This is a genomic window from Sinorhizobium chiapasense, assembly GCF_036488675.1.
GTDB classification, from domain to species: domain Bacteria; phylum Pseudomonadota; class Alphaproteobacteria; order Rhizobiales; family Rhizobiaceae; genus Sinorhizobium; species Sinorhizobium chiapasense.
Genome location: NZ_CP133148.1, coordinates 978,181 through 997,439 on the forward strand (window position 1 = coordinate 978,181; position 19,259 = coordinate 997,439).

Sequence of the window (19,259 nt, forward strand, 5' to 3'; positions counted from 1 at the left end):
TCGGCCATCGGCAAGCGTGCCGCCGGAGCGGAGCGAGGAAAAGTGCTTCGGTCCCGGTCGTTGGGTCCAATCAGTCGCCGGCGACGAAAAACTTCCACCGGCCGTCGGGTGTGATGCCGACGCGGTAGAAGTTATAGCTGCCGAATTCTTCCATTTCGGCGAAGTCGCCGGCGGTGACGAGCCGGAAGAGATCCACCTTTTCGGGTGCCGTCAGTGAGGACAATGGCTTCTCGGCAAAATAGGGCCATACATAGGCCTCCTCCGGCGTGCCCTTGTCAGCGAGAACAAAGCCGGTCGACAGAACGTCGAGAAGGATCGCCAGGATTTCGACGCCGTCCTGGTCGCCGGAAAGGCCCTTGAGCGTGGTGACGGGGTCCTCGTCGCTGCTGACGCCTGTCACCTGAGTTTGGGTCGGTCCCTTGCCGAGCAGTGGTCGCAATCTTTCGATATCGCCCGAGGCGGCGGCTTCGACGATCAGTTCACGCATACGCGCAACCGGAGCCGGAATCTTGGAGACATCCGTCAGCACGTCGACCGGCTCAACGACTTGCGGGGCCTCGATTTCGTCATCCTTGGCCGCAGCATTATCGACCAATGGGTCAGGCATCGGAATTTCGAGAGGTGCCTGCTCCTCTGGCTCGGCCTGTTCAGGCTGGTCGGAGGGCGCCGTATTCTGATCGCTGGCGATAGGGCCAGGGACCCCTTGAAGTTCGCTGAGCGCAAATGTGGGAGCAGCCATGATCGGCGTGCACGCGGCTACGCCGGCCAACAGCAGCGTAACAAGGCGAACCGAGGAAGCCCGGTTTGCAAGGTTCCGTCTCATTGAGGCAGTCCCGATATTATTGGATTGTCCGCTGCGGCGAGAATTCTCCGGCCAGCATTCGCTCACGAAGCGAATTCAGCATCGCTTCGGCACCTTCCTCGCCATGGAGACGGATGGTTTCCCGCATGGCCAGCGCGATCGCGGCGTCGGCGATGATCTCCGGCTCGATCCCGTCCGCCATGCCGTCCGCCCAGGCTTCGTTCTGATGTTCAAGGGCCGCCTGCATTTTCTCGTGGACGATCATGTCGTCGATGTCGGTCAGGCTTGGTTCCATCATTCGTTCCATGCGACTTCCAATACGTGCACTTGGCTCAATCTAACGACGTTCCGCTGAACCGCAACTGAACGGGGCGGATAGGCCGGTCACTTCTTACCACTCTCTTAACAAACTTAGCAGCCTTTTCCCGAAACGACACGGGGTCCCGAAAAAAGAGGTTAATTTCTTGCTAATTTCCAAAGCGGGCGACGATTTCTGACGCAAGTGTTGCACCTTCGGCACGGTACCGCTGCTCGGCGAGCGTGGCGGGCTCGGTGCAAGTCGTGTAGACGGACGCGAAGGTTCGATACCCACGGTTGAAGGCGGCGGTCAGACGCTCGCGCCGTTTCGGTTCGTCAGCCGCCTCCTTGTCGATCAATTCCTGTGTCGAGCGCCGCCACGTATCTTCCTCGGCCTTGAGGCAGAGATTGCGCAGATAATGGACCGATCCGAGAATTTCGGCGAGGCGAACCAGCCGCTGGTCATAGGACGTCGCGTTTTCCCCGGTCACCGGAGGCGTCGCCTTGTCCGGTTGGGGCGCTTCTTCTTGCTGAGCGGCGGCGCCGACGGCGAAAACGAGAAGGGCGCCGGTCAAGGCAAGTCGAAGAATGGGCGGGGCACTGGTCATGATCCCATCAAATCCGAATCAGCGTCGGTTTTATGGCAAACGTTGCCTGCGGGGAGCCTTGGCCGGAGTCCGGACAGCCTTTCCACGCATTGGCGAACGCTCTCGGGAATCGGCAGTTCGAAGATTTCCTCAGGGGTAAACCAGCCAACGCCTGCGGCGTCATCATTGGCGATCGCGACGGAGTCGTCATCCGCCTGAACCGTGAAAACCGAAAGCAGAAAATGCCGCCCCTCCGATTCCTTTCCCGGCAGATCATAGGTTTCGAAGAGCACGGGGTCGCGGCCGCTGATGCCGGTTTCCTCGGCAAGCTCGCGCAGCGCAGTCTCTGCCGGCGTTTCGCCCGGCTCAGCCCGGCCGCCGGGAAAGGCGTACATGTCGGCCGATGGCGGGTTGGCGCGCCGGACGAGCAGATAGCGCCCATCCCGTTCGAGGATGGCGGAGGAGGCGAGTTGGGGCCGCTTTTGCATAGCAGAATCAAAATGGCGTTGGATCGTTGACCCATCCTACGTGAAGTGCCACATCCCTGTCATGTGCGGACGTTTTGCGCTGACGGCGAGGCCGGAAGAATTGATGGAACTGTTTGGGCTGCTGGAGGCGGAAGACTTCCCGGCGCGCTACAACATCGCGCCAACGCAGCCGATCATCGTGGTCGTCGCCTCGGATCGGGCAAAACCGGGCAGCAACCTGCCGGAGCGCAAGACCCTGCTTGTCCGTTGGGGCTTCACGCCCGGCTGGGTGAAGGATCCACGCAAGTTCCCGCTGCTCATCAACGCCCGCTCAGAATCGGCGGTGGAAAAGGCCGCCTTCCGCGCGGCGATGCGGCATCGCCGCATTCTGGTGCCGGCTTCCGGCTTCTATGAGTGGCGCCGCCCGGCAAGAGGCAGGGGCGAAGCTTCCCAGGCCTACTGGGTCCGCCCGAAGAGGGGCGGCATTGTCGCCTTTGCCGGCCTCATGGAGACCTGGTCTTCCGCAGACGGCTCGGAGGTCGATACGGCTGCGATCCTCACCACCGGTTCAAACAGGGTGATTCGGCATATCCATGATCGCATGCCGGTCGTGATCCAGCCGGAGGACTTTGCCCGCTGGCTGGATTGCAGGACCCAGGAACCGCGCGAGGTCGCCGATCTCATGGCGCCGGCCCCTGGCGACTATTTCGAGGCTATCCCTGTATCGGACAAGGTGAACAAGATCGCCAATACTGGACCCGAACTCCAGGACGAAGCCGTGCCCGCCAAGTCGCCGGAAGCGGCAAGCCGGAACCGCGATGACGACCGGGATGACAACAACAGGCAGATGTCCCTGTTTTAGCGAGGCGCTGCGCGGGCGGGATTCAGGCGGTGCGCTTGACGAGCTTGCCTGCCGGTTTGACCTTGACCTGCAGCGCTGCGGCGAGCACGGCCTTCAGGCCCAGCGGCCGATATAGCGTTACCAGATCGGCGACGGGCGGCTTCGTTTCGGTGATCTTGGCGGCCTTCACTTTGCATTCTCTCCTTGATGCGTTCCCTTACCGGAAACACTTCGTTTTCCCGTTATGCGCGAAAACAAAGCTCCCCCCTTGTTCCTCCGGAAACAGGGATCGGATGCAGGGGCCAATCTGCAATCGCGAATCTCCTTCCCGTTGCGGCGATCCAGATAAGCTAATAATGACAAAACCATGGCCGACTTTACTTTATGATGCCGGTCGTTGCTTGCCTGTGGTTGACCTCTTGACCGGCGTGGTGCGAAGCGCGATAAGTGTCGCCATGAAAACGGTTATCTGCATTATTTGCCGGAAGATTATTCGCTAGCGATCCGCTGGCCTGGCCGTTTTCGTCTCCCGAAATCCAAGATGATAAACGTGCGGGCCGCCCGGACGCTGTATATTCCGACGGTTGCACGCAGGCTTGGAGATTTGGGATGGGCGCTATGCCGACTTTGAAGCTGTACAACACACTGACGCGGGAGAAGGCCGATTTCCGGCCCATCGACCCGGAGAACGTGCGTATGTATGTCTGCGGCCCCACGGTCTATGACTATGCCCACATCGGCAATGCGCGCCCGAATATCGTCTTCGACGTTCTTTTTCGGTTGCTGCGCCATGTCTATGGCGCAAACCACGTCACCTATGCCCGCAACATCACCGACGTCGACGACAAGATCAACGCGCGTGCGCTGCGCGATTATCCGGGGCTGCCGCTGAACGAGGCGATCCGTCGCGTGACCGAGAAAACCGAGACGCAGTTTCTCGAGGATATTGCGACGCTCGGTTGCCTAGATCCGGACGTGCAGCCGCGAGCGACCGAAAATATCGCCCAGATGATCGAGATCATCGAGAAGCTGATCGCGAAGGGACATGCGTATCAAGCCGCCGGGGAAGTGCTGTTCGACACGAAATCGATGGCCGACTATGGCGAGCTTTCGAAGCGCAACCTCGACGAACAGCAGGCCGGGGCCCGCATCGCTGTCGATGCTCACAAGAAAAATCCCGGCGATTTCGTGCTCTGGAAGCTTTCCGAGGCCGACGAGCCTGGCTGGGACAGCCCTTGGGGACGCGGTCGGCCGGGCTGGCACATCGAATGCTCGGCGATGAGCAGGCATTATCTCGGCGAAGTGTTCGACATCCACGGGGGCGGTCTGGACCTGATTTTTCCGCACCACGAAAACGAGATCGCGCAGTCGCGTTGCGCCCATGGCACCGAGGTGATGGCGAACGTGTGGATGCACAATGGCTTCCTGCAGGTCGAGGGCCGCAAGATGTCGAAGTCCGAGGGCAATTTCGTCACGATCTACGAACTCCTTCACACCGAGAAGTTCGGTGACCGCAAATGGCCGGGCGAGGTGCTGCGGCTTGCAATGTTGATGACGCACTATCGCGAGCCGATCGACTTCTCCCTCAAGCGCCTTGAGGAGGCCGAGCATCTGCTCTCAAAATGGCCTGTGCCCGGAGAGGCAGTCGGCGAACCGGATCCTGCGATCGTCGCGGCGCTCGCGGATGACCTCAACACCGTTGCCGCGGTCCAGGCATTGCATGCGCTTGCCCAGAAGGCGGCCGTCGATTCGCGTCAGGCCGGCGTTTTCGCCGCAAGTGCAGCTCTGCTTGGCGTTGCGCCAAAGGAAATCGAGCTCGACGAGGCAGTCGTGCATGAGATCGACGAGCGCGTCCGTGCCCGCCTCGAACTGATCAAGGCGAAGAACTTCGCTGAAGCGGACAGCATTCGCGACGATCTTCAGGCACGAGGCATCCAGCTCAAGGACGGCAAGGACCCGGAAACCGGCGAGCGGGTGACGACCTGGGAGGTCAAGCGGTCGCAGGCGTAACCCGTAGCCGGGTGCGATGCCGCAGAGGGAAGAGGAGCGTGAACATGACGGACGAGATCCAAACTGGCGGATGTCAATGTGGCGCAATCCGCTTTCGCGTCGAGGGAAAGCTCGGCGACGCCTCGGTATGCCATTGCCGCATGTGCCAGAAGGCGAGCGGAAACTTCTATCTGCCGCTCGTCTCCGTGCGCGGAGCGCAGGTCACCTGGACGCGCGGCGAGCGCAAGCGCTACCAGTCGTCGAACGCCGTCTGGCGCGGCTTCTGCTGTGATTGCGGCACGCCGCTGAGCTATGAAGCGCTGGACGGTATGGCACTGGCGATCGCCGCCTTCGACAGACCCCAAGGTATCGCGCCGACGATCCAATGGGGTATCGAGGCGAAGCTTCCCTATGTCGACCGGGTGCACGAACTCCCGGGCGAAGATACGATGGAGGATGTGGCGGCGGGCTCCTTCCTCGCCGACCTCGTTTCCTACCAGCACCCCGATCACGACACCGAAACCTGGCCACCGGAGGCAAAGCGATGACCGATGCTGTACGAACAGGAGGATGCCAGTGCGGAGCCGTGCGCTTCCGCATCCATGGAAAGCTCGGCCGCCCGTCGATCTGCCATTGCCGCATGTGCCAGAAGCAGTTCGGGTCTTTCTTTTCGGCGCTGGTCACAGCCCCGAAGGACGGGGTCGAGTGGACCCGCGACGAACCGAGCTACTTCCAGTCCTCCGTCAATATCGATCGCGGTTTTTGTCCCAAATGCGGAACGCCGCTGACCTATCGGCATCCGGGCGGCCTGGAAATTGCGATCGGCAGCTTCGATGACCGCTCCGACCTCGCGCCGAAAATCCAGGTCAACTACGCCTCGCGCCTGCCCTGGGTTGAAACGATTTTCGAGCAGCCGGTGCATGAGGATCCGGATTATTACGCAAGGCAGGAACAGATCATCTCCTTCCAGCACCCCGACCACGAGACGGATCGGTGGCCGGCGCCAGGGGCTTGGAAGTGATGATCAGACGAATCTTTACAGGCGGCTGCCAGTGCGGCGCGGTACGCTACCGCGCCGAGGGCACGCTCGACGATCCGCATCTTTGCCATTGCCGCATGTGCCAGAAGGCAGCGGGCAACTACTTCCTGCCGCTCGCCAACATCAAGCGGGACGATTTTCTCATCACCCGCGGAGAGCCGTCCTGGTTCCGGTCGTCGCATCTCGTCAGGCGCGGCTTCTGCCGTGACTGCGGCACACCGCTCTTCTACGACATGCCGGGCGAGGATTTTTTGAACATCGCCCTCGGCTCACTCGATGATCCCGACGACGTGCAGCCCATCTATCAGTCCGGAATCGAGTCTCGCATGCTGTGGTTTTCCCATCTGCCGCGCCTTCCGGAAAAGGAAACTGATAACCGCACCGAAGAATCGGCCGCGCGTCATATGCTTGTGCTGGAATCGAACCGCCAGCATCCCGACTTCGACACCGTGCATTGGCCACCCAAGGAAGACCCATTGTGAGCGTTACATTGCGTACCCTTTATCCGGAAATCGAACCCTATGCCTCCGGCCGCCTCGATGTGGGTGACGGCCATGTGATCTATTGGGAACGCGTGGGCACGCCCGGGGCAAAGCCGGCGGTTTTCCTGCATGGCGGACCCGGCGGCACGATCTCGCCGAACCACCGTCGCCTTTTCGACCCGGCACTTTACGATGTCACGCTGTTCGATCAGCGCGGCTGCGGCAAGTCCACGCCGCATGCGGAGATCGAGGCGAATACGACGTGGCATCTCGTGGCCGATATCGAACGCTTGCGTGAATTAGCCGGCGTCGAAAAATGGTTGGTTTTTGGCGGCTCCTGGGGCTCGACGCTCGCGCTTGCCTATGCCGAGACGCACCCGAAGCGTGTTTCCGAACTCGTCGTCCGGGGCATCTATACACTGACCAGGGCCGAGCTCGATTGGTACTATCAGTTCGGCGTCTCGGAGATGTTTCCCGACAAATGGGAACGCTTCGTTGCTCCGATCCCGCCGGAGGAGCGCCATGAGATGATGCTCGCCTATCATCGGCGGCTCACGAGCGAGGACCGCACGACGCGGCTTGCTGCCGCAAAGGCCTGGAGCATCTGGGAGGGAGAGACGATTACGCTGCTGCCGGAGCCTTCGACGAGCTCGAAATTCGAGGAGGAGGAATACGCGCATGCCTTTGCCCGGATCGAGAACCATTTCTTCGTCAATGCCGGCTGGCTGGAGGACGGGCAGCTGCTGCGCGACGCGCACAAGCTCAACGACATTCCGGGCGTGATCGTGCACGGCCGCTACGACATGCCGTGCCCGGCCAAATATGCCTGGCAGTTGCACAAGGCCTGGCCGCAGGCGGAATTCCATCTGATCGAGGGGGCGGGGCACGCCTATTCGGAGCCGGGCATTCTCGACCGCCTGATCCGAGCGACGGACAAATATGCAGGCAAGACGGAATAACACAGAAAGTGTCTGCGGTTTTCGCAGGCACTTGACTCAAAAGCACGTTGGAACTGAGCCATGACCAGGGAACGCATCTATCTCTTCGACACCACGCTTCGGGACGGGCAGCAGACGCCCGGCATCGATTTTTCCGTCGAGGACAAGATTGCGATCGCGGCCATGCTCGACGAATTCGGCATGGACTATGTCGAAGGCGGCTATCCGGGTGCCAACCCGACGGACACGGAGTTCTTCAAGCGGACGCGCACGCAGAAGGCTTCATTCGTGGCGTTCGGCATGACCAAGCGCTCAGGCGTCTCCGCCTCCAACGACCCGGGACTGCGCGCATTGCTCGATGCCAAAAGCGATGCGATCTGTCTGGTTGCCAAGAGCTGGGACTATCATGTCGAGGTAGCGCTCGGCTGCTCGAACGAAGAGAACCTCGACAATATCCGCACCTCGGTCGAGGCCGTCGTGGCCTCTGGGCGCGAGGCCATGGTCGATTGCGAGCATTTCTTTGACGGCTACAAGGCAAACCCCGCCTATGCACTCGCCTGCGCCAGGACGGCGCTTGAGGCGGGCGCGCGCTGGGTCGTGCTGTGCGATACCAATGGCGGCACGCAGCCGCCGGAGGTGCGCGAAATCGTTGGCGCCGTGATCGTCGGAGGCGTGCCCGGCGCCAATCTCGGTATCCATGCCCATAACGACACCGGCCAGGCGGTGGCGAATTCGCTTGCCGCCGTGGAGGCCGGTGTCCGCCAGGCCCAGGGAACGCTGAACGGCATCGGCGAACGGTGCGGCAATGCCAATCTGGTGACACTGATCGCGACGCTGGCGCTGAAGGAAACCTATTCGAGCCGCTTCGAAACCGGAGTCGATTCTGAAAAACTGCAGGAATTGACGACGCTCGCCCATGCGTTCGACGAGCTTTTGAACCGTTCGCCGGATCCGCAGGCCCCCTATGTCGGCGCGTCCGCCTTTGCAACCAAGGCGGGGATCCACGCGTCAGCCCTGTTGAAGGACCCCAGAACCTACGAGCATGTCGCGCCCGAAAGCGTCGGCAATCTGCGCAAGGTCATGGTCTCGGACCAGGGCGGCAAGGCCAATTTCATCAACGCGCTCAAGCGGCGCGGCATCAGCGTTGCCAAGGACGATCCGAGGCTCGACAAGCTGATCGCCATCGTCAAGGAGCGCGAGGCTACAGGCTATGCCTATGAAGGCGCGGATGCGAGTTTTGCGCTGCTCGCAAGCCGCATCCTCGGGACCGTTCCCGATTTCTTCCACGTCGAAAGCTTCCGCGTGATGGTCGAACGGCGTTTCGACGCGAACGGCAACTTGAAGACCGTCTCGGAAGCGGTGGTCAAGGTGATCGTCGACGGGGAAGTCATGATGTCCGTTGCCGAGGGCCACGGTCCGGTCAATGCGCTGGACCTCGCGTTGCGCAAGGACCTCGGCAAATACCAGTCGGAGATCGCCGATCTCGAGCTTGCCGACTACAAGGTCCGGATCCTGAACGGCGGTACCGAGGCGATCACGCGCGTCCTGATCGAATCGACCGACCGCACCGGCACGCGCTGGTGGACGGTTGGCGTTTCCGACAACATCATCGATGCATCCTTCCAGGCGCTGATGGACAGTATCGTCTACAAACTACTCAAGAATCGCGATCAGATCGGATTGATCGCGGCCGAATGACGTTCGAGGGAGAGCTGACTTTCCACGGTTCGATCAGAGAGTTTCACTCTTCGTTCACGGAAATGAATTGGTGCATTACCGTTCGTTGGAGTAGGACCCGACGATGAGGAGGCATTGGTCAGCTGACCATGCCGTCGATAAGGACCGGAGCGGCCGCTGTGCCAATGCGCCGCGCCCGAGATGTCAGGAACCAAACAATGGCCGAGCCCAACGCGAAGATCCCCGCCGAGAACACCGATTCCGCCAAGGGCTTCGCCTTTGCGCTTTCCGCCTATCTGCTCTGGGGATTCCTGCCGTTCTTCATGAAGGCGGTGGCACACATCCCGGCAGCGGAAGTCGTCGCCCATCGCATCGTCTGGTCGGTGCCGCTTGCGGGGCTCGTGCTGTTGTGGCTCGGTCGCACGCAGGAGCTGAAGCTGGCGCTCAAGTCCCCGAGCATGCTGAGAATGGCGGCACTTACCGCTGTGCTGATCACCATCAATTGGGGCATCTATGTCTGGGCGATCGGTGCCGGCCGCGCCATCGAGACCGCGCTCGGCTATTATATCAATCCGCTGTTTTCGATTTTCCTCGGGGCCGTTCTGCTGAAGGAGAGGCCGAACAATGCGCAGATGGTGGCGATCGCGCTGGCCGCTATCGCCGTCGCCGTGCTCGCGTTCGATGCCGGCGGCCTGCCATGGGTCTCGATCGGACTTTGCATTTCCTGGGGCTTCTACGCCTTCTTCCGCAAGACGCTGCCGATCGGACCGAACCAGGGTTTCTTCCTCGAGGTGCTGTTGCTCAGCATTCCGGCTATCGGCTACATCATCTGGCTGGAAGCCACAGGGCAGGGCCACTTTGGTGATACCGGGGTTGCCGATGTCCTGTGGCTGCTTTCCTGCGGCATCGTCACGGCCGTACCGCTGATGATCTATGCCAATGGCGCGAAGCTCTTGCGGCTCTCCACCATCGGCATCATGCAGTACATCGCCCCGACGATGATCTTCGTCATCGCTGTCTTCGTCTTTCACGAACCTTTCGGAACGGCGAAACTCATCGCTTTCGCGCTGATCTGGGCCGCGCTTTTTGTCTATTCGGGTGCGATGCTTGCCGAAAGCAGAGCTCGTCGCGCGGCACAGCCCGCTCCAGCCGAGTAGAATAGCGCCGCGCGTCTTATCAGACGCGCAAAGGTCGCTGTAGCACTTTGAATTGCTGCATGTTTTTGTCCTTTAATCGGCTACGATTAAAGGAAACATGCATTAGAGTTTGGAAATGATCTCTGTCGCACCCTCGCGGCCTCTGGCGGCGGCCGAGGCGAGAATTGCGGGGACGATGTCCTCTGGCCGGTCGATGACCAATGGCTGGACGAGATGGGCCGTGTGCACGAATCCCTGATCGCGCATATGCTGCAACAATTCCAGCATCGGGTTCCAGAAGCTGTTGATGTTGCCGAAGACCATCGGCTTCCGGTGGCGACCGAGTTGCGCCCAGGTCATGATTTCGACGATTTCCTCAAGCGTGCCGATGCCGCCCGGGAGGGCCACGAATGCATCGCTGCGCTCGAACATCTTGTGCTTGCGCTCATGCATGTCGGCGGTGACGACGAGTTCGTTGAGCTGTCCCAGTGAGTGGCGGGTTGCTTCCTTGTCCATGAGGAATTCCGGAATGATGCCGGTGACCTCGCCGCCCGCCGAAAGCACGCCGCTTGCCACTGCGCCCATGATGCCGCGTGTGCCGCCGCCATAGATGAGGCGCAGGCCATGATCGGCGATCGATTTTCCCAGTGTGCGACCCGCTTGCATGTGCGCCGCATCTCGTCCTGGCTGAGAGCCGCAATAGACGCAGATCGATCGAATCGGGGTGTTTTGCTTGGTCATGGAGCCAAAAGACATTGCAGCGCAGCATCGGTCAAGAAAATTGAGGGAAAAAGTAGCGGTAATGAGCCCCCCATGAGGCGTGGGAGCTTGTATGAAACTATAGGAAACGTTAGCAATTTCAGTAATACGTTGAAGAATTCGGACGGGTAGGCCGCTGTTGCGCTATAATGGCGAAAAAAGGTCCGCACCGCAGGCCGATAAAAGGGGACATGCGCGGAGCGTTGTATTGCTCCGCCCCGTGTGGAGAGTAGCATGATGAAGAACAAAGCCGGTTGGGTGGCGCTGAGCGTCTTGGCAGCCGCCACCGCCTTGATGGTTTTCGTTGTCCAGCCAAATCTGCGCGACGACGACAAGGAGCAGGCCGCACAGCCGATCGCGAGTGGCGGCCAGCCGGCCGAGACGAAGTCGGCGGCCAAGGTCGAAACCACCCCGGCCGCCCCGGAGGGTCAGGCGGCTGCGCCGGATGTCGCGAGCAAGGCGACCGCTGACGCGTCCAATCCTGCGACCTGGACGGTTCCGGGCTTCGATATCCTTCGCGTCGAGCCCGATGGATCGACCGTCATCGCCGGCCGCGCCCAGCCCGGCACCAAACTCGAAATCCTCAGTGGCAATACCGTTATCGGCACGGCTGACGTCGGCGCCGCCGGCGATTTCGCCGCCGTTTTTGACAAGCCGCTTGTCGCCGGCGATCACCAGTTGACTCTGCGCAGTGTCGGTGCAGGTGGCGTAACCAAGACGTCCGAAGAAGTGGCGACGGTCTCCGTGCCGAAGGACTCGACCGGCCAATTGCTGGCAATGGTGTCCAAGCCCGGCGAAGCGAGCCGCCTGATCACCACGCCTGAGGTCGATGCAAAGCCGGCGGACGTTGCCGTTCAGCCGAATGCGCAAGGCGGTGAGCCTGAGGGCACGCTCGATACGCCGGCGAAACCCGCTGGCGTTCCGGGTCTTCAGGTTACCGCCGTCGAGATCGAGGGCGGGACGATATACGTTGCCGGTAACGCCAAGCCCGGTGCGTTGGTGCGCATCTATGCCGACGATAAGTTCGTCGGCGAGATGAAAGCCGACGACAAGGGCAAATTCGTCGTTGACGGCTCGATCGATCTGGCAGTCGGCAGCCACATCATCCGGGCCGACATGCTGAACGGGGACGGCGGCAAGGTGACGATGCGCGCATCGGTGCCCTTCGACCGACCGGCTGGCAGCCAGGTGGCTGCCGTCGCTGGCGGGCAGTCGGAGGCGGCGAGCAACGAGCTTGACCGCTTGCGGGGCGAGGCGAGCAAGGCGGTTGCCTTGCTCAAGGGACTTTTCGCCGATGGCAAACGGCCCTCCGCCGAGCAGCTTGCCGCGGCCCGTTCGGCCACGGAATTTGCGCTGCAGTCGCTCGCCGACTTCAAGCCGGCGGACAATGCAAACCAGGCACTGGCGACGGCCGCAGCGGAAGCGTCGAAAGCCGCGGCCGATGCTTTGGCGGTGCTCAAGTCGTCACAGCAGGACCCGGCAAGCGTCGCCACGGCCCTGGCAAAGGTCGAGGCAACGGTCGGCCCTGTGCTGACCCGGTCTAGTGCTGTCGCCGAGGCTGTTGTTGAGTCTGGTGCCGCGTTGGCTGTCGACGCAGCCAAGCCGATGAAGCCGCCGGTGGCCGAAGGCGCTGGCAGCGCTGCCGCAGCGCCCGCATCCGAACAGGCCGCTACATCGGTCGAGACACCCGGGCAACCCGCGACGATCGAGCAAGCTCCGCTCAAGGAGAGCAAGACGTCGGTCATCATCCGCCGCGGCGACACGCTCTGGCAGATTTCGCGCCGGGTCTACGGGGCAGGGGTTCGCTACACGACGATTTACCTTGCCAACCGGGAGCAGATCGAAAACCCCGACTTAATCCGTCCGGGTCAGGTTTTCGGTGTTCCGGACGAGGCGATGTCCGAAGACGAATCGCGGGAAATGCACCGCAAGCACGTGAAGCACGAAGAATAGTCCGCCTTTTGCCGGCAATTCCATTGCGGCGAGAAGCGCGCGAACCTATCTGTCAGAAAACGCGGCGTCTCCAAAAGACGCCGCTTTTCATTGACGATCCATAGCGCCTTGCGCGTTTTCAGGCGCACAAAGGACTCTGTAGCACTTTGAATTGCTGCATGTTTTATCCTTAAATCGGCTCCGATTTAAGGAAACGTGCAGTAGAACTGGAAGCGGACTGAGACGTGGCACCCCATAACCAGAAAAAGACGGTTTCCGCCGACACGAGCAATCCGTTGGAGACCATCGCGAACCTCTGGCCCTATATGTGGCCGGCAGATCGCGCGGATCTGAAATTGCGGGTCGTCTGGGCGACCTTGATCCTCGTGGTCGCGAAGGTCGTCCTTATTCTCGTTCCCTATTTCTTCAAGTGGGCCACCGACGCCTTGAACAGCAGGCCGGACGCACTGGCCTCGCTGCCGCAGTTCCTGACCGGCGCGGTCATGCTGGTGCTCGCCTACAACCTTGCACGTCTGCTACAGGCGGGCCTGAACCAGCTGCGTGACGCGCTCTTTGCGAGCGTCGGCCAGCATGCCGTGCGGCAGCTTGCCTACCGGACATTCGTCCACATGCATCAGCTCTCGCTCCGCTTCCATCTCGAGCGGCGCACGGGCGGGCTCTCGCGGATTATCGAGCGCGGAACCAAGGGCATCGAGACGATCGTCCGGTTTACGATCCTGAACAGCGTGCCGACGCTCATCGAGTTCCTGCTGACGGCGGTGATCTTCTGGTGGGGCTACGGCTTCAGCTACCTCTTCGTGACCGCCGTGACGGTCTGGCTCTACATCTGGTTCACGGTGCGCGCCAGCGACTGGCGCATCGCCATTCGCCGCTCGATGAACGACAGCGACACCGATGCGAACACCAAGGCGATCGATTCGCTCCTTAACTTCGAGACCGTCAAATATTTCGGCAACGAAGAGATGGAGGCGAAGCGCTTCGACGGGTCGATGGAGCGCTACGAGCGCGCCGCGACCCAGGTCTGGACTTCGCTCGGCTGGCTGAACTTCGGCCAGGCGCTGATCTTCGGCGCGGGCACCGCGGCGATGATGACGATATCGGCACTTGCGGTGCAGCGTGGCGATCAGACGATCGGTGATTTCGTCTTCGTCAACGCCATGCTGATCCAGCTTGCCATCCCGCTGAATTTCATCGGCTTTGTCTACCGCGAAATCCGCCAGGGCCTGACCGATATCGAGCACATGTTCGACCTGCTCGATGTTCAGGCGGAGGTGGTCGATCGGCCGGACGCGAGGGGGCTGACAATCGACAAGGGCGCGATCTCCTTCAGGGACGTGCATTTCGCCTACGATCCCGCCCGTCCGATCCTCAGAGGGATTTCCTTCGACGTTCCCGCCGGCAAGACGGTGGCAGTCGTGGGACCTTCCGGAGCGGGCAAGTCGACATTGTCGCGGCTGCTCTACCGCTTCTACGATGTCCAGGAGGGGTCGATCACTGTCGACGGACAGGATGTTCGCGACGTGACGCAGAAAAGCCTGCGCGCGGTCATCGGCATGGTCCCGCAGGACACGGTGCTCTTCAACGATACGATCGCCTACAACATACGCTACGGTCGCATCGAGGCGTCCGACTCCGAGGTCGAGTCGGCTGCCGAGGCGGCACAGATCGCCGGTTTCATCCGCGGCCTTCCGGAAGGGTTCCGGGCCATGGTCGGCGAACGCGGTCTGAAACTTTCCGGTGGCGAGAAGCAGCGTGTGGCGATTGCGCGCACGATCCTGAAGGCACCGCCGATCCTGATCCTCGACGAGGCGACATCCGCGCTCGATACCAAGACGGAACAGGAAATTCAGGCGGCACTGGATGTCGTTTCCCGCAACCGCACGACGCTCGTCATCGCCCACCGCCTGTCGACCGTCATCCATGCAGACGAGATCATCGTCCTCAAGGATGGCGTGATCGCCGAGCGCGGCACGCACGGGGAACTGATCGATCGCGATGGTCTTTACGCTTCCATGTGGAGCCGCCAGCGCGAGGCAACGCAGGCGGAAGAGCAGTTGAAGCGGGTGCGCGAGAGCGACGATCTAGGCATCATCGACCGCGGCCAACCAGCCGCTTGATGACTGGTGGCGAGCGCACGGCGATTGGGACCAATCTTTCGACGTTGCCGGAGTCCGGATTTCGCGCTAGGTCACCTTCCACGTCAAATCTGGAGTAGAGTTCATGAGCTTGGTCAACACGGTGCGAAACACGCTCGTCCCGGTGCACAAGGAAGGCTACCGCTTCATTGCGATTTTCTTCGTTGTGTCGCTGGTGCTTGGCTTACTGTGGGAACCGCTGATGTGGATCGGCTTCCTGTTGACCGCCTGGTGCGCCTACTTCTTCCGCGACCCCGAGCGCATGACGCCGATCGACGACGACGTCGTCATCAGCCCGGCCGACGGCCGTGTCTCCTCGATTGCGGTGGTGACTCCGCCGGATGAATTGGGCCTGGGGTCGACGCCCATGCTGCGCATCTCGGTTTTCATGAACGTCTTCAATTGCCATGTGAACCGCGCGCCGATGAGCGGAACCGTGCGCCGCATTGCCTATCGGGCCGGCAGGTTCGTAAACGCCGAACTCGACAAGGCCAGCCACGAGAACGAACGCAATGGCCTCGTCATCGAGACGAAGCACGGCGAAATCGGCGTGGTCCAGATTGCCGGCCTGGTCGCGCGGCGTATCCTCTGCTGGACCACGCAAAACGCGTCGCTCGAAGCCGGCGAACGCTTCGGGCTCATCCGGTTCGGCTCCCGGCTTGATGTGTTTCTGCCAGAGGGAGCCGAGCCGCGCGTCAGCGTCGGCCAGACTGCCGTCGCCGGCGAAACGGTGCTTGCTGAATTCGGCTCCGCCAAGGGGCCAGTCATCAGCCGCCGCGCATAAGGAGCCGTCATGGAAGAGCCCCAGCAGGAAAAGCCGACGGAAGCAGTGCAACCCGCCGCGGACGTGGACGGATCGAACGACAAGGCGCGTGGGCCGCGTCTGCGCGAAATTCCGCTGCGCTTGATGATCCCCAACATGATCACCGTGCTGGCGATCTGCGCCGGCCTCTCCGGCATCCGGCTCGCCTTCGAGAACCGCGTCGAGCTCGCCGTCGCCATGGTCCTTTTCGCGGCGTTCCTCGACGGTATCGATGGACGGGTCGCCCGCCTGCTCAAGGCGACGTCGAGCTTCGGCGGCCAGATGGATTCGCTTGCGGATATCATCAATTTCGGCGTCGCGCCGGCATTGGTTCTATACGTCTTCGTGCTTGACCAGGCGCGGTCGATCGGTTGGATCGCCGCATTGATCTACGCGATTGCCACCGGATTGCGGCTGGCGCGCTTCAACGTCATGGCCGAGCGCCAGGTCAAGGCATCCTGGCAGTCGGAATATTTCGTCGGCGTTCCAGCACCTGCCGGCGCCATGCTGGTGCTGTTGCCTGTCTATCTCGGTCTGCTCGGCCTTGCGCCGGAGCGACTGTTTGCGCTGATCGCTTCGGCCTATACAGTGCTGATCGCCTTCCTTCTGGTCAGCCGCCTGCCGGTCTGGTCCGGCAAGTCGGAGAACAGCCGCTTGCGCCGCGATCTCGTCCTGCCGGCCATTCTTGTCGTCGTCTTCTATGTCGCGACACTGATGACCTATACATGGGAAACGATGGTGGTGACGGCGCTTGCCTATCTGATCAGCCTGCCGTTCGGCGCCCGCTCCTGGCAGCGTAAATACGGCGACTGGCCGGCACACCCGGCGCAGGGTGGCGATGGATTGCCCGGCGACAACGATTAAACGGCAATTCTCAAAGAAGAAAGCCACCGCGGATGACCCACGGTGGCTTTCTTCTTTGCTGCTGCTTTCTAGAGCATCCCGCTTTCAAGTGGAATCACTGAAAGCGGATAAGATGCTCTAGAATCAAAGTGCTAGAGCGTCCTTTGTGCGTTTACTTGAACGCACGGCGGCTATTCCGGCATCCGATAGTCGACGATCTTGTTTTCGCGAACGATGAAGAGTTTGCCGGTCTCGGTCTGCTCAGGCCCGAGAAGCGGCATCAGCGCGGCCGCGACTTCGGATGGATGCGGCACGGTTGCCGGATCTTCGCCGGGCATCGCCTGGGCCCGCATTGCGGTGCGGGTCGGACCCGGATCGACGCTGAGAATGCGGAGCGGCAGTCGCTGGGTTTCGTGCGCCCAGGTACGTGCGAGTGCCTCGACGGCCGCCTTGGAAGCGGAGTAGGGGCCCCAGAAGGGCTTGCACTTGTGCGCAGCGCCCGATGAGAGAATAAGCGCGCGGCCCGCGTCGGACTTGACGAGCAGTGGCTCGACCGAGCGGATCAGCCGCCAGGTCGCGGTGACGTTGATCGTCATCACCTTTTCGAACACCTTCGCCTCGACATGGCCGATTGGCGAAATCGTGCCGAGCACGCCTGCATTGGCAACGAGGATATCGAGTTTACCCCAGCGCTCGTGGATCGCTCCTCCGAGCTTGTCGATTGCCGCCATGTCCGCCAGGTCGAAGGGGACGAGCGTGGCCGAACCGCCGACCGTCTTGATGGCATCGTCCAGTTCTTCGAGGCCACCGACCGTGCGCGCGCAGGCGATGACATGCGCGCCAGCCTTGGCAAGTTCGAGAGCAGTGAAATAGCCGATACCGCGCGATGCGCCGGTGACGACGGCGACCCGGTCTTTCAGATTGGGCGTCATTTGATTGTCTTTTTATCCGTTGCTGGCGAGAACCGAGAGTTTGCGGACGTTGCTTGCGCCTTCCTGGTCGAGCAGGCGCGTCGGGTAGTCACCGGTGAAATAGTGATCGGTGAATTGCGGAGCTTGCGGGTCGCGCGATGCACCCCCGACAGCCTGGTAGAGACCGTCGATCGACAGGAACTCGAGCGAGTCGGCTCCGATGAAGCGGCACATGGACTCGAGATCGGGATGCTGGTTGGCGAGCAACTTGTCGCGGTCCGGCGTATCGATCCCGTAGAAGTCCGGATGGAAGATCATCGGGCTTGCCACGCGGATGTGCACTTCGCGTGCGCCGGCATCGCGGATCATTTGTACGATCTTGACCGACGTCGTCCCACGCACGATGGAATCGTCGACGAGTACCACGCGCTTGTCCTTGATCATGGCGCGGTTGGCTGAATGCTTCAGCTTGACGCCGAACGCACGGATCTGCTGTGTCGGCTCGATGAAGGTCCGCCCGACATAGTGGTTGCGGATGATGCCGTATTCGAAGGGAATGCCGCTCTGCTGTGCATAGCCGAGCGCGGCCGGTGTGCCGCCGTCGGGCACAGGAACGACCACATCCGCCTCGACAGGCGATTCCTTGGCGAGATTGATGCCCATATTCTTGCGGGCCACATAGACGCTGCGACCACCGACGACCGAATCCGGGCGGGCGAAGTAGACGTATTCGAAGAGGCAGAGCCGTTCCGGCTGCCGTGCTTCCGGCTTGCGCGCGTCGATCGAGATCGACCCGTCCGGCTGGATCTCGCAAATGACCACTTCGCCGTTCTCGACGTCACGGATGTACTTGGCGCCAATGATGTCAAGCGCGCAGGTTTCCGAGCAGAAAATCGGCTTGCCGTCGAGCTCGCCCATGACGAGGGGGCGAATACCGATCGGGTCGCGCGCGGCAATCAGCTTGGTGCGCGTCATAGCCAACATCGAATAGCCGCCTTCCATTTGGCGGATGGCGTCGATGAAGCGATCGGAGGAGGAGGTCTGCTTGGAGCGGGCAATGAGGTGAAGGACGACTTCAGTGTCTGAGGTCGACTGACATATCGCGCCGTCGGCAATCAACTGGCGGCGCAGCGTCAGTCCGTTGGTGAAGTTGCCGTTATGGGCGATGGCGATGCCGCCGACTTCGAGTTCGGCAAAAAGTGGCTGGACGTTGCGCAACGCTACTTCGCCGGTCGTCGAGTAGCGCGTATGCCCGATCGAAATATAGCCCGGTAGCTTGGCGAGCGTTGCGGGGTCGGTATAGTGGTCTCCGACGAGACCCATGCGCTTTTCGGTGTAGAACTGCTTGCCGTCGAAGGTGACGATACCGGCCGCTTCCTGGCCGCGATGCTGGAGCGCGTGCAATCCAAGTGCCGTCAGGGTGGCTGCATCCGGATGTCCCAGAATGCCGAAGACTCCGCATTCCTCGTGCAGGGTATCGCCATCGAGTTCGTCGTGGATTTCACTGGATCTGAGATCGGTCATCACAAGTTCGCCTTTTGCTCCATGCCGGTGCGCATATCGTGATCAGGCTGCCCGTCTTCAAGCGATCTTAGCCGAAA

The 19,259-nt window shown here is 61.4% G+C and carries 20 protein-coding genes; 12 read left to right on the forward strand and 8 right to left on the reverse strand.

From position 1 onward, the window contains the following. Window positions 1-70: 70 nt before the first annotated feature. The 4 genes from RB548_RS04675 to RB548_RS04690 form a co-directional block, all read right to left on the reverse strand. Entirely contained in the window at window positions 71-823 is a 753-nt protein-coding gene (locus RB548_RS04675) for a hypothetical protein (RefSeq protein ID WP_331373870.1), read from the reverse strand. A gap of 16 nt (window positions 824-839) precedes the next feature. Next, the gene (locus RB548_RS04680; protein WP_085939040.1) at window positions 840-1,109 is read right to left on the reverse strand and encodes a hypothetical protein; all 270 of its coding nucleotides are present in this window, start codon (window positions 1,107-1,109) and stop codon (window positions 840-842) included. 160 nt (window positions 1,110-1,269) lie between these two features. Then, window positions 1,270-1,707 carry a TIGR02301 family protein gene (locus tag RB548_RS04685; protein WP_331373871.1) on the reverse strand — a complete coding sequence of 146 codons (438 nt, stop codon included), beginning with the start codon at window positions 1,705-1,707 and terminating at the stop codon, window positions 1,270-1,272. Next, window positions 1,704-2,174: an NUDIX hydrolase gene (locus RB548_RS04690; RefSeq protein WP_331373872.1), complete on the reverse strand. Its 471-nt coding sequence runs from the start codon at window positions 2,172-2,174 to the stop codon at window positions 1,704-1,706. Before RB548_RS04690 ends, RB548_RS04685 begins: the two co-directional genes overlap by 4 nt. Window positions 2,175-2,235: 61 nt before the next feature. On the opposite strand from RB548_RS04690, the gene RB548_RS04695 reads away from it, so the two are divergent. Continuing rightward, entirely contained in the window at window positions 2,236-3,015 is a 780-nt protein-coding gene (locus RB548_RS04695) for an SOS response-associated peptidase (RefSeq protein WP_331373873.1), read from the forward strand. A 22-nt stretch (window positions 3,016-3,037) separates the two neighbouring features. On the opposite strand, the gene RB548_RS04700 is transcribed toward RB548_RS04695, so the two are convergent. Further along, on the reverse strand, window positions 3,038-3,184 hold the full coding sequence (locus RB548_RS04700) for a hypothetical protein (protein ID WP_331373874.1): 147 nt from the start codon (window positions 3,182-3,184) through the stop codon (window positions 3,038-3,040). A 419-nt stretch (window positions 3,185-3,603) separates the two neighbouring features. Here RB548_RS04700 and cysS point away from each other — a divergent pair, with 419 nt between their 5' ends. The 7 genes from cysS (at window position 3,604) to rarD (ending at window position 10,276) form a co-directional block, all read left to right on the forward strand. Continuing rightward, complete coding sequence (gene cysS, locus RB548_RS04705; RefSeq protein WP_331373875.1) at window positions 3,604-5,004, forward strand: cysteine--tRNA ligase; 1,401 nt, start codon at window positions 3,604-3,606, stop codon at window positions 5,002-5,004. 44 nt (window positions 5,005-5,048) lie between these two features. Beyond that, window positions 5,049-5,531: a GFA family protein gene (locus RB548_RS04710; RefSeq protein ID WP_331373876.1), complete on the forward strand. Its 483-nt coding sequence runs from the start codon at window positions 5,049-5,051 to the stop codon at window positions 5,529-5,531. After that, the gene (locus tag RB548_RS04715; protein ID WP_331373877.1) at window positions 5,528-6,004 is read left to right on the forward strand and encodes a GFA family protein; all 477 of its coding nucleotides are present in this window, start codon (window positions 5,528-5,530) and stop codon (window positions 6,002-6,004) included. The genes RB548_RS04710 and RB548_RS04715 overlap by 4 nt, the downstream gene beginning before the upstream one ends. Then, window positions 6,004-6,504, forward strand: a complete 501-nt coding sequence (locus tag RB548_RS04720; RefSeq protein ID WP_331373878.1) for a GFA family protein — start codon at window positions 6,004-6,006, stop codon at window positions 6,502-6,504. The genes RB548_RS04715 and RB548_RS04720 overlap by 1 nt, the downstream gene beginning before the upstream one ends. Beyond that, the gene (gene pip / locus RB548_RS04725; protein WP_331373879.1) at window positions 6,501-7,463 is read left to right on the forward strand and encodes a prolyl aminopeptidase; all 963 of its coding nucleotides are present in this window, start codon (window positions 6,501-6,503) and stop codon (window positions 7,461-7,463) included. The genes RB548_RS04720 and pip overlap by 4 nt, the downstream gene beginning before the upstream one ends. A gap of 60 nt (window positions 7,464-7,523) precedes the next feature. After that, a complete protein-coding gene (gene cimA, locus RB548_RS04730) occupies window positions 7,524-9,140 on the forward strand; it encodes a citramalate synthase (RefSeq protein ID WP_331373880.1) in 1,617 nt (538 codons plus the stop codon). A 197-nt stretch (window positions 9,141-9,337) separates the two neighbouring features. Next, a complete protein-coding gene (gene rarD, locus RB548_RS04735; protein WP_331373881.1) occupies window positions 9,338-10,276 on the forward strand; it encodes an EamA family transporter RarD in 939 nt (312 codons plus the stop codon). 102 nt (window positions 10,277-10,378) lie between these two features. Here the strand turns inward: rarD and RB548_RS04740 are convergent, their stop codons facing one another. Further along, complete coding sequence (locus tag RB548_RS04740; protein ID WP_331373882.1) at window positions 10,379-10,996, reverse strand: LOG family protein; 618 nt, start codon at window positions 10,994-10,996, stop codon at window positions 10,379-10,381. 252 nt (window positions 10,997-11,248) lie between these two features. On the opposite strand from RB548_RS04740, the gene RB548_RS04745 reads away from it, so the two are divergent. The 4 genes from RB548_RS04745 (at window position 11,249) to pssA (ending at window position 16,768) form a co-directional block, all read left to right on the forward strand. Further along, complete coding sequence (locus tag RB548_RS04745; protein WP_331373883.1) at window positions 11,249-12,967, forward strand: LysM peptidoglycan-binding domain-containing protein; 1,719 nt, start codon at window positions 11,249-11,251, stop codon at window positions 12,965-12,967. Between the two features lie 224 nt (window positions 12,968-13,191). Then, window positions 13,192-15,084 carry an ABCB family ABC transporter ATP-binding protein/permease gene (locus RB548_RS04750; RefSeq protein ID WP_331373884.1) on the forward strand — a complete coding sequence of 631 codons (1,893 nt, stop codon included), beginning with the start codon at window positions 13,192-13,194 and terminating at the stop codon, window positions 15,082-15,084. A 103-nt stretch (window positions 15,085-15,187) separates the two neighbouring features. Further along, the gene (locus RB548_RS04755) at window positions 15,188-15,886 is read left to right on the forward strand and encodes a phosphatidylserine decarboxylase (protein WP_331373885.1); all 699 of its coding nucleotides are present in this window, start codon (window positions 15,188-15,190) and stop codon (window positions 15,884-15,886) included. Between the two features lie 9 nt (window positions 15,887-15,895). Next, window positions 15,896-16,768 carry a CDP-diacylglycerol--serine O-phosphatidyltransferase gene (gene pssA / locus RB548_RS04760; RefSeq protein ID WP_331373886.1) on the forward strand — a complete coding sequence of 291 codons (873 nt, stop codon included), beginning with the start codon at window positions 15,896-15,898 and terminating at the stop codon, window positions 16,766-16,768. A 170-nt stretch (window positions 16,769-16,938) separates the two neighbouring features. Here the strand turns inward: pssA and RB548_RS04765 are convergent, their stop codons facing one another. Further along, window positions 16,939-17,679 carry an SDR family NAD(P)-dependent oxidoreductase gene (locus RB548_RS04765; RefSeq protein WP_331373887.1) on the reverse strand — a complete coding sequence of 247 codons (741 nt, stop codon included), beginning with the start codon at window positions 17,677-17,679 and terminating at the stop codon, window positions 16,939-16,941. A 12-nt stretch (window positions 17,680-17,691) separates the two neighbouring features. Continuing rightward, complete coding sequence (purF, locus tag RB548_RS04770; RefSeq protein WP_331373888.1) at window positions 17,692-19,182, reverse strand: amidophosphoribosyltransferase; 1,491 nt, start codon at window positions 19,180-19,182, stop codon at window positions 17,692-17,694. Between the last annotated feature and the right edge of the window lie 77 nt (window positions 19,183-19,259).

Bases quoted from the DNA above. Each gene is read 5' to 3' on its own strand.
- RB548_RS04675 (WP_331373870.1), bottom strand. From the start codon at position 823: ATGAGACGGAACCTTGCAAACCGGGCTTCCTCGGTTCGCCTTGTTACG.
- RB548_RS04680 (WP_085939040.1), bottom strand. From the start codon at position 1,109: ATGGAACGAATGATGGAACCAAGCCTGACCGACATCGACGACATGATC.
- RB548_RS04685 (WP_331373871.1), bottom strand. From the start codon at position 1,707: ATGACCAGTGCCCCGCCCATTCTTCGACTTGCCTTGACCGGCGCCCTT.
- RB548_RS04690 (WP_331373872.1), bottom strand. From the start codon at position 2,174: ATGCAAAAGCGGCCCCAACTCGCCTCCTCCGCCATCCTCGAACGGGAT.
- RB548_RS04695 (WP_331373873.1), top strand. From the start codon at position 2,236: ATGTGCGGACGTTTTGCGCTGACGGCGAGGCCGGAAGAATTGATGGAA.
- cysS (WP_331373875.1), top strand. From the start codon at position 3,604: ATGGGCGCTATGCCGACTTTGAAGCTGTACAACACACTGACGCGGGAG.
- RB548_RS04710 (WP_331373876.1), top strand. From the start codon at position 5,049: ATGACGGACGAGATCCAAACTGGCGGATGTCAATGTGGCGCAATCCGC.
- RB548_RS04715 (WP_331373877.1), top strand. From the start codon at position 5,528: ATGACCGATGCTGTACGAACAGGAGGATGCCAGTGCGGAGCCGTGCGC.
- RB548_RS04720 (WP_331373878.1), top strand. From the start codon at position 6,004: ATGATCAGACGAATCTTTACAGGCGGCTGCCAGTGCGGCGCGGTACGC.
- cimA (WP_331373880.1), top strand. From the start codon at position 7,524: ATGACCAGGGAACGCATCTATCTCTTCGACACCACGCTTCGGGACGGG.
- rarD (WP_331373881.1), top strand. From the start codon at position 9,338: ATGGCCGAGCCCAACGCGAAGATCCCCGCCGAGAACACCGATTCCGCC.
- RB548_RS04740 (WP_331373882.1), bottom strand. From the start codon at position 10,996: ATGACCAAGCAAAACACCCCGATTCGATCGATCTGCGTCTATTGCGGC.
- RB548_RS04745 (WP_331373883.1), top strand. From the start codon at position 11,249: ATGATGAAGAACAAAGCCGGTTGGGTGGCGCTGAGCGTCTTGGCAGCC.
- RB548_RS04755 (WP_331373885.1), top strand. From the start codon at position 15,188: ATGAGCTTGGTCAACACGGTGCGAAACACGCTCGTCCCGGTGCACAAG.
- pssA (WP_331373886.1), top strand. From the start codon at position 15,896: ATGGAAGAGCCCCAGCAGGAAAAGCCGACGGAAGCAGTGCAACCCGCC.
- RB548_RS04765 (WP_331373887.1), bottom strand. From the start codon at position 17,679: ATGACGCCCAATCTGAAAGACCGGGTCGCCGTCGTCACCGGCGCATCG.
- purF (WP_331373888.1), bottom strand. From the start codon at position 19,182: ATGACCGATCTCAGATCCAGTGAAATCCACGACGAACTCGATGGCGAT.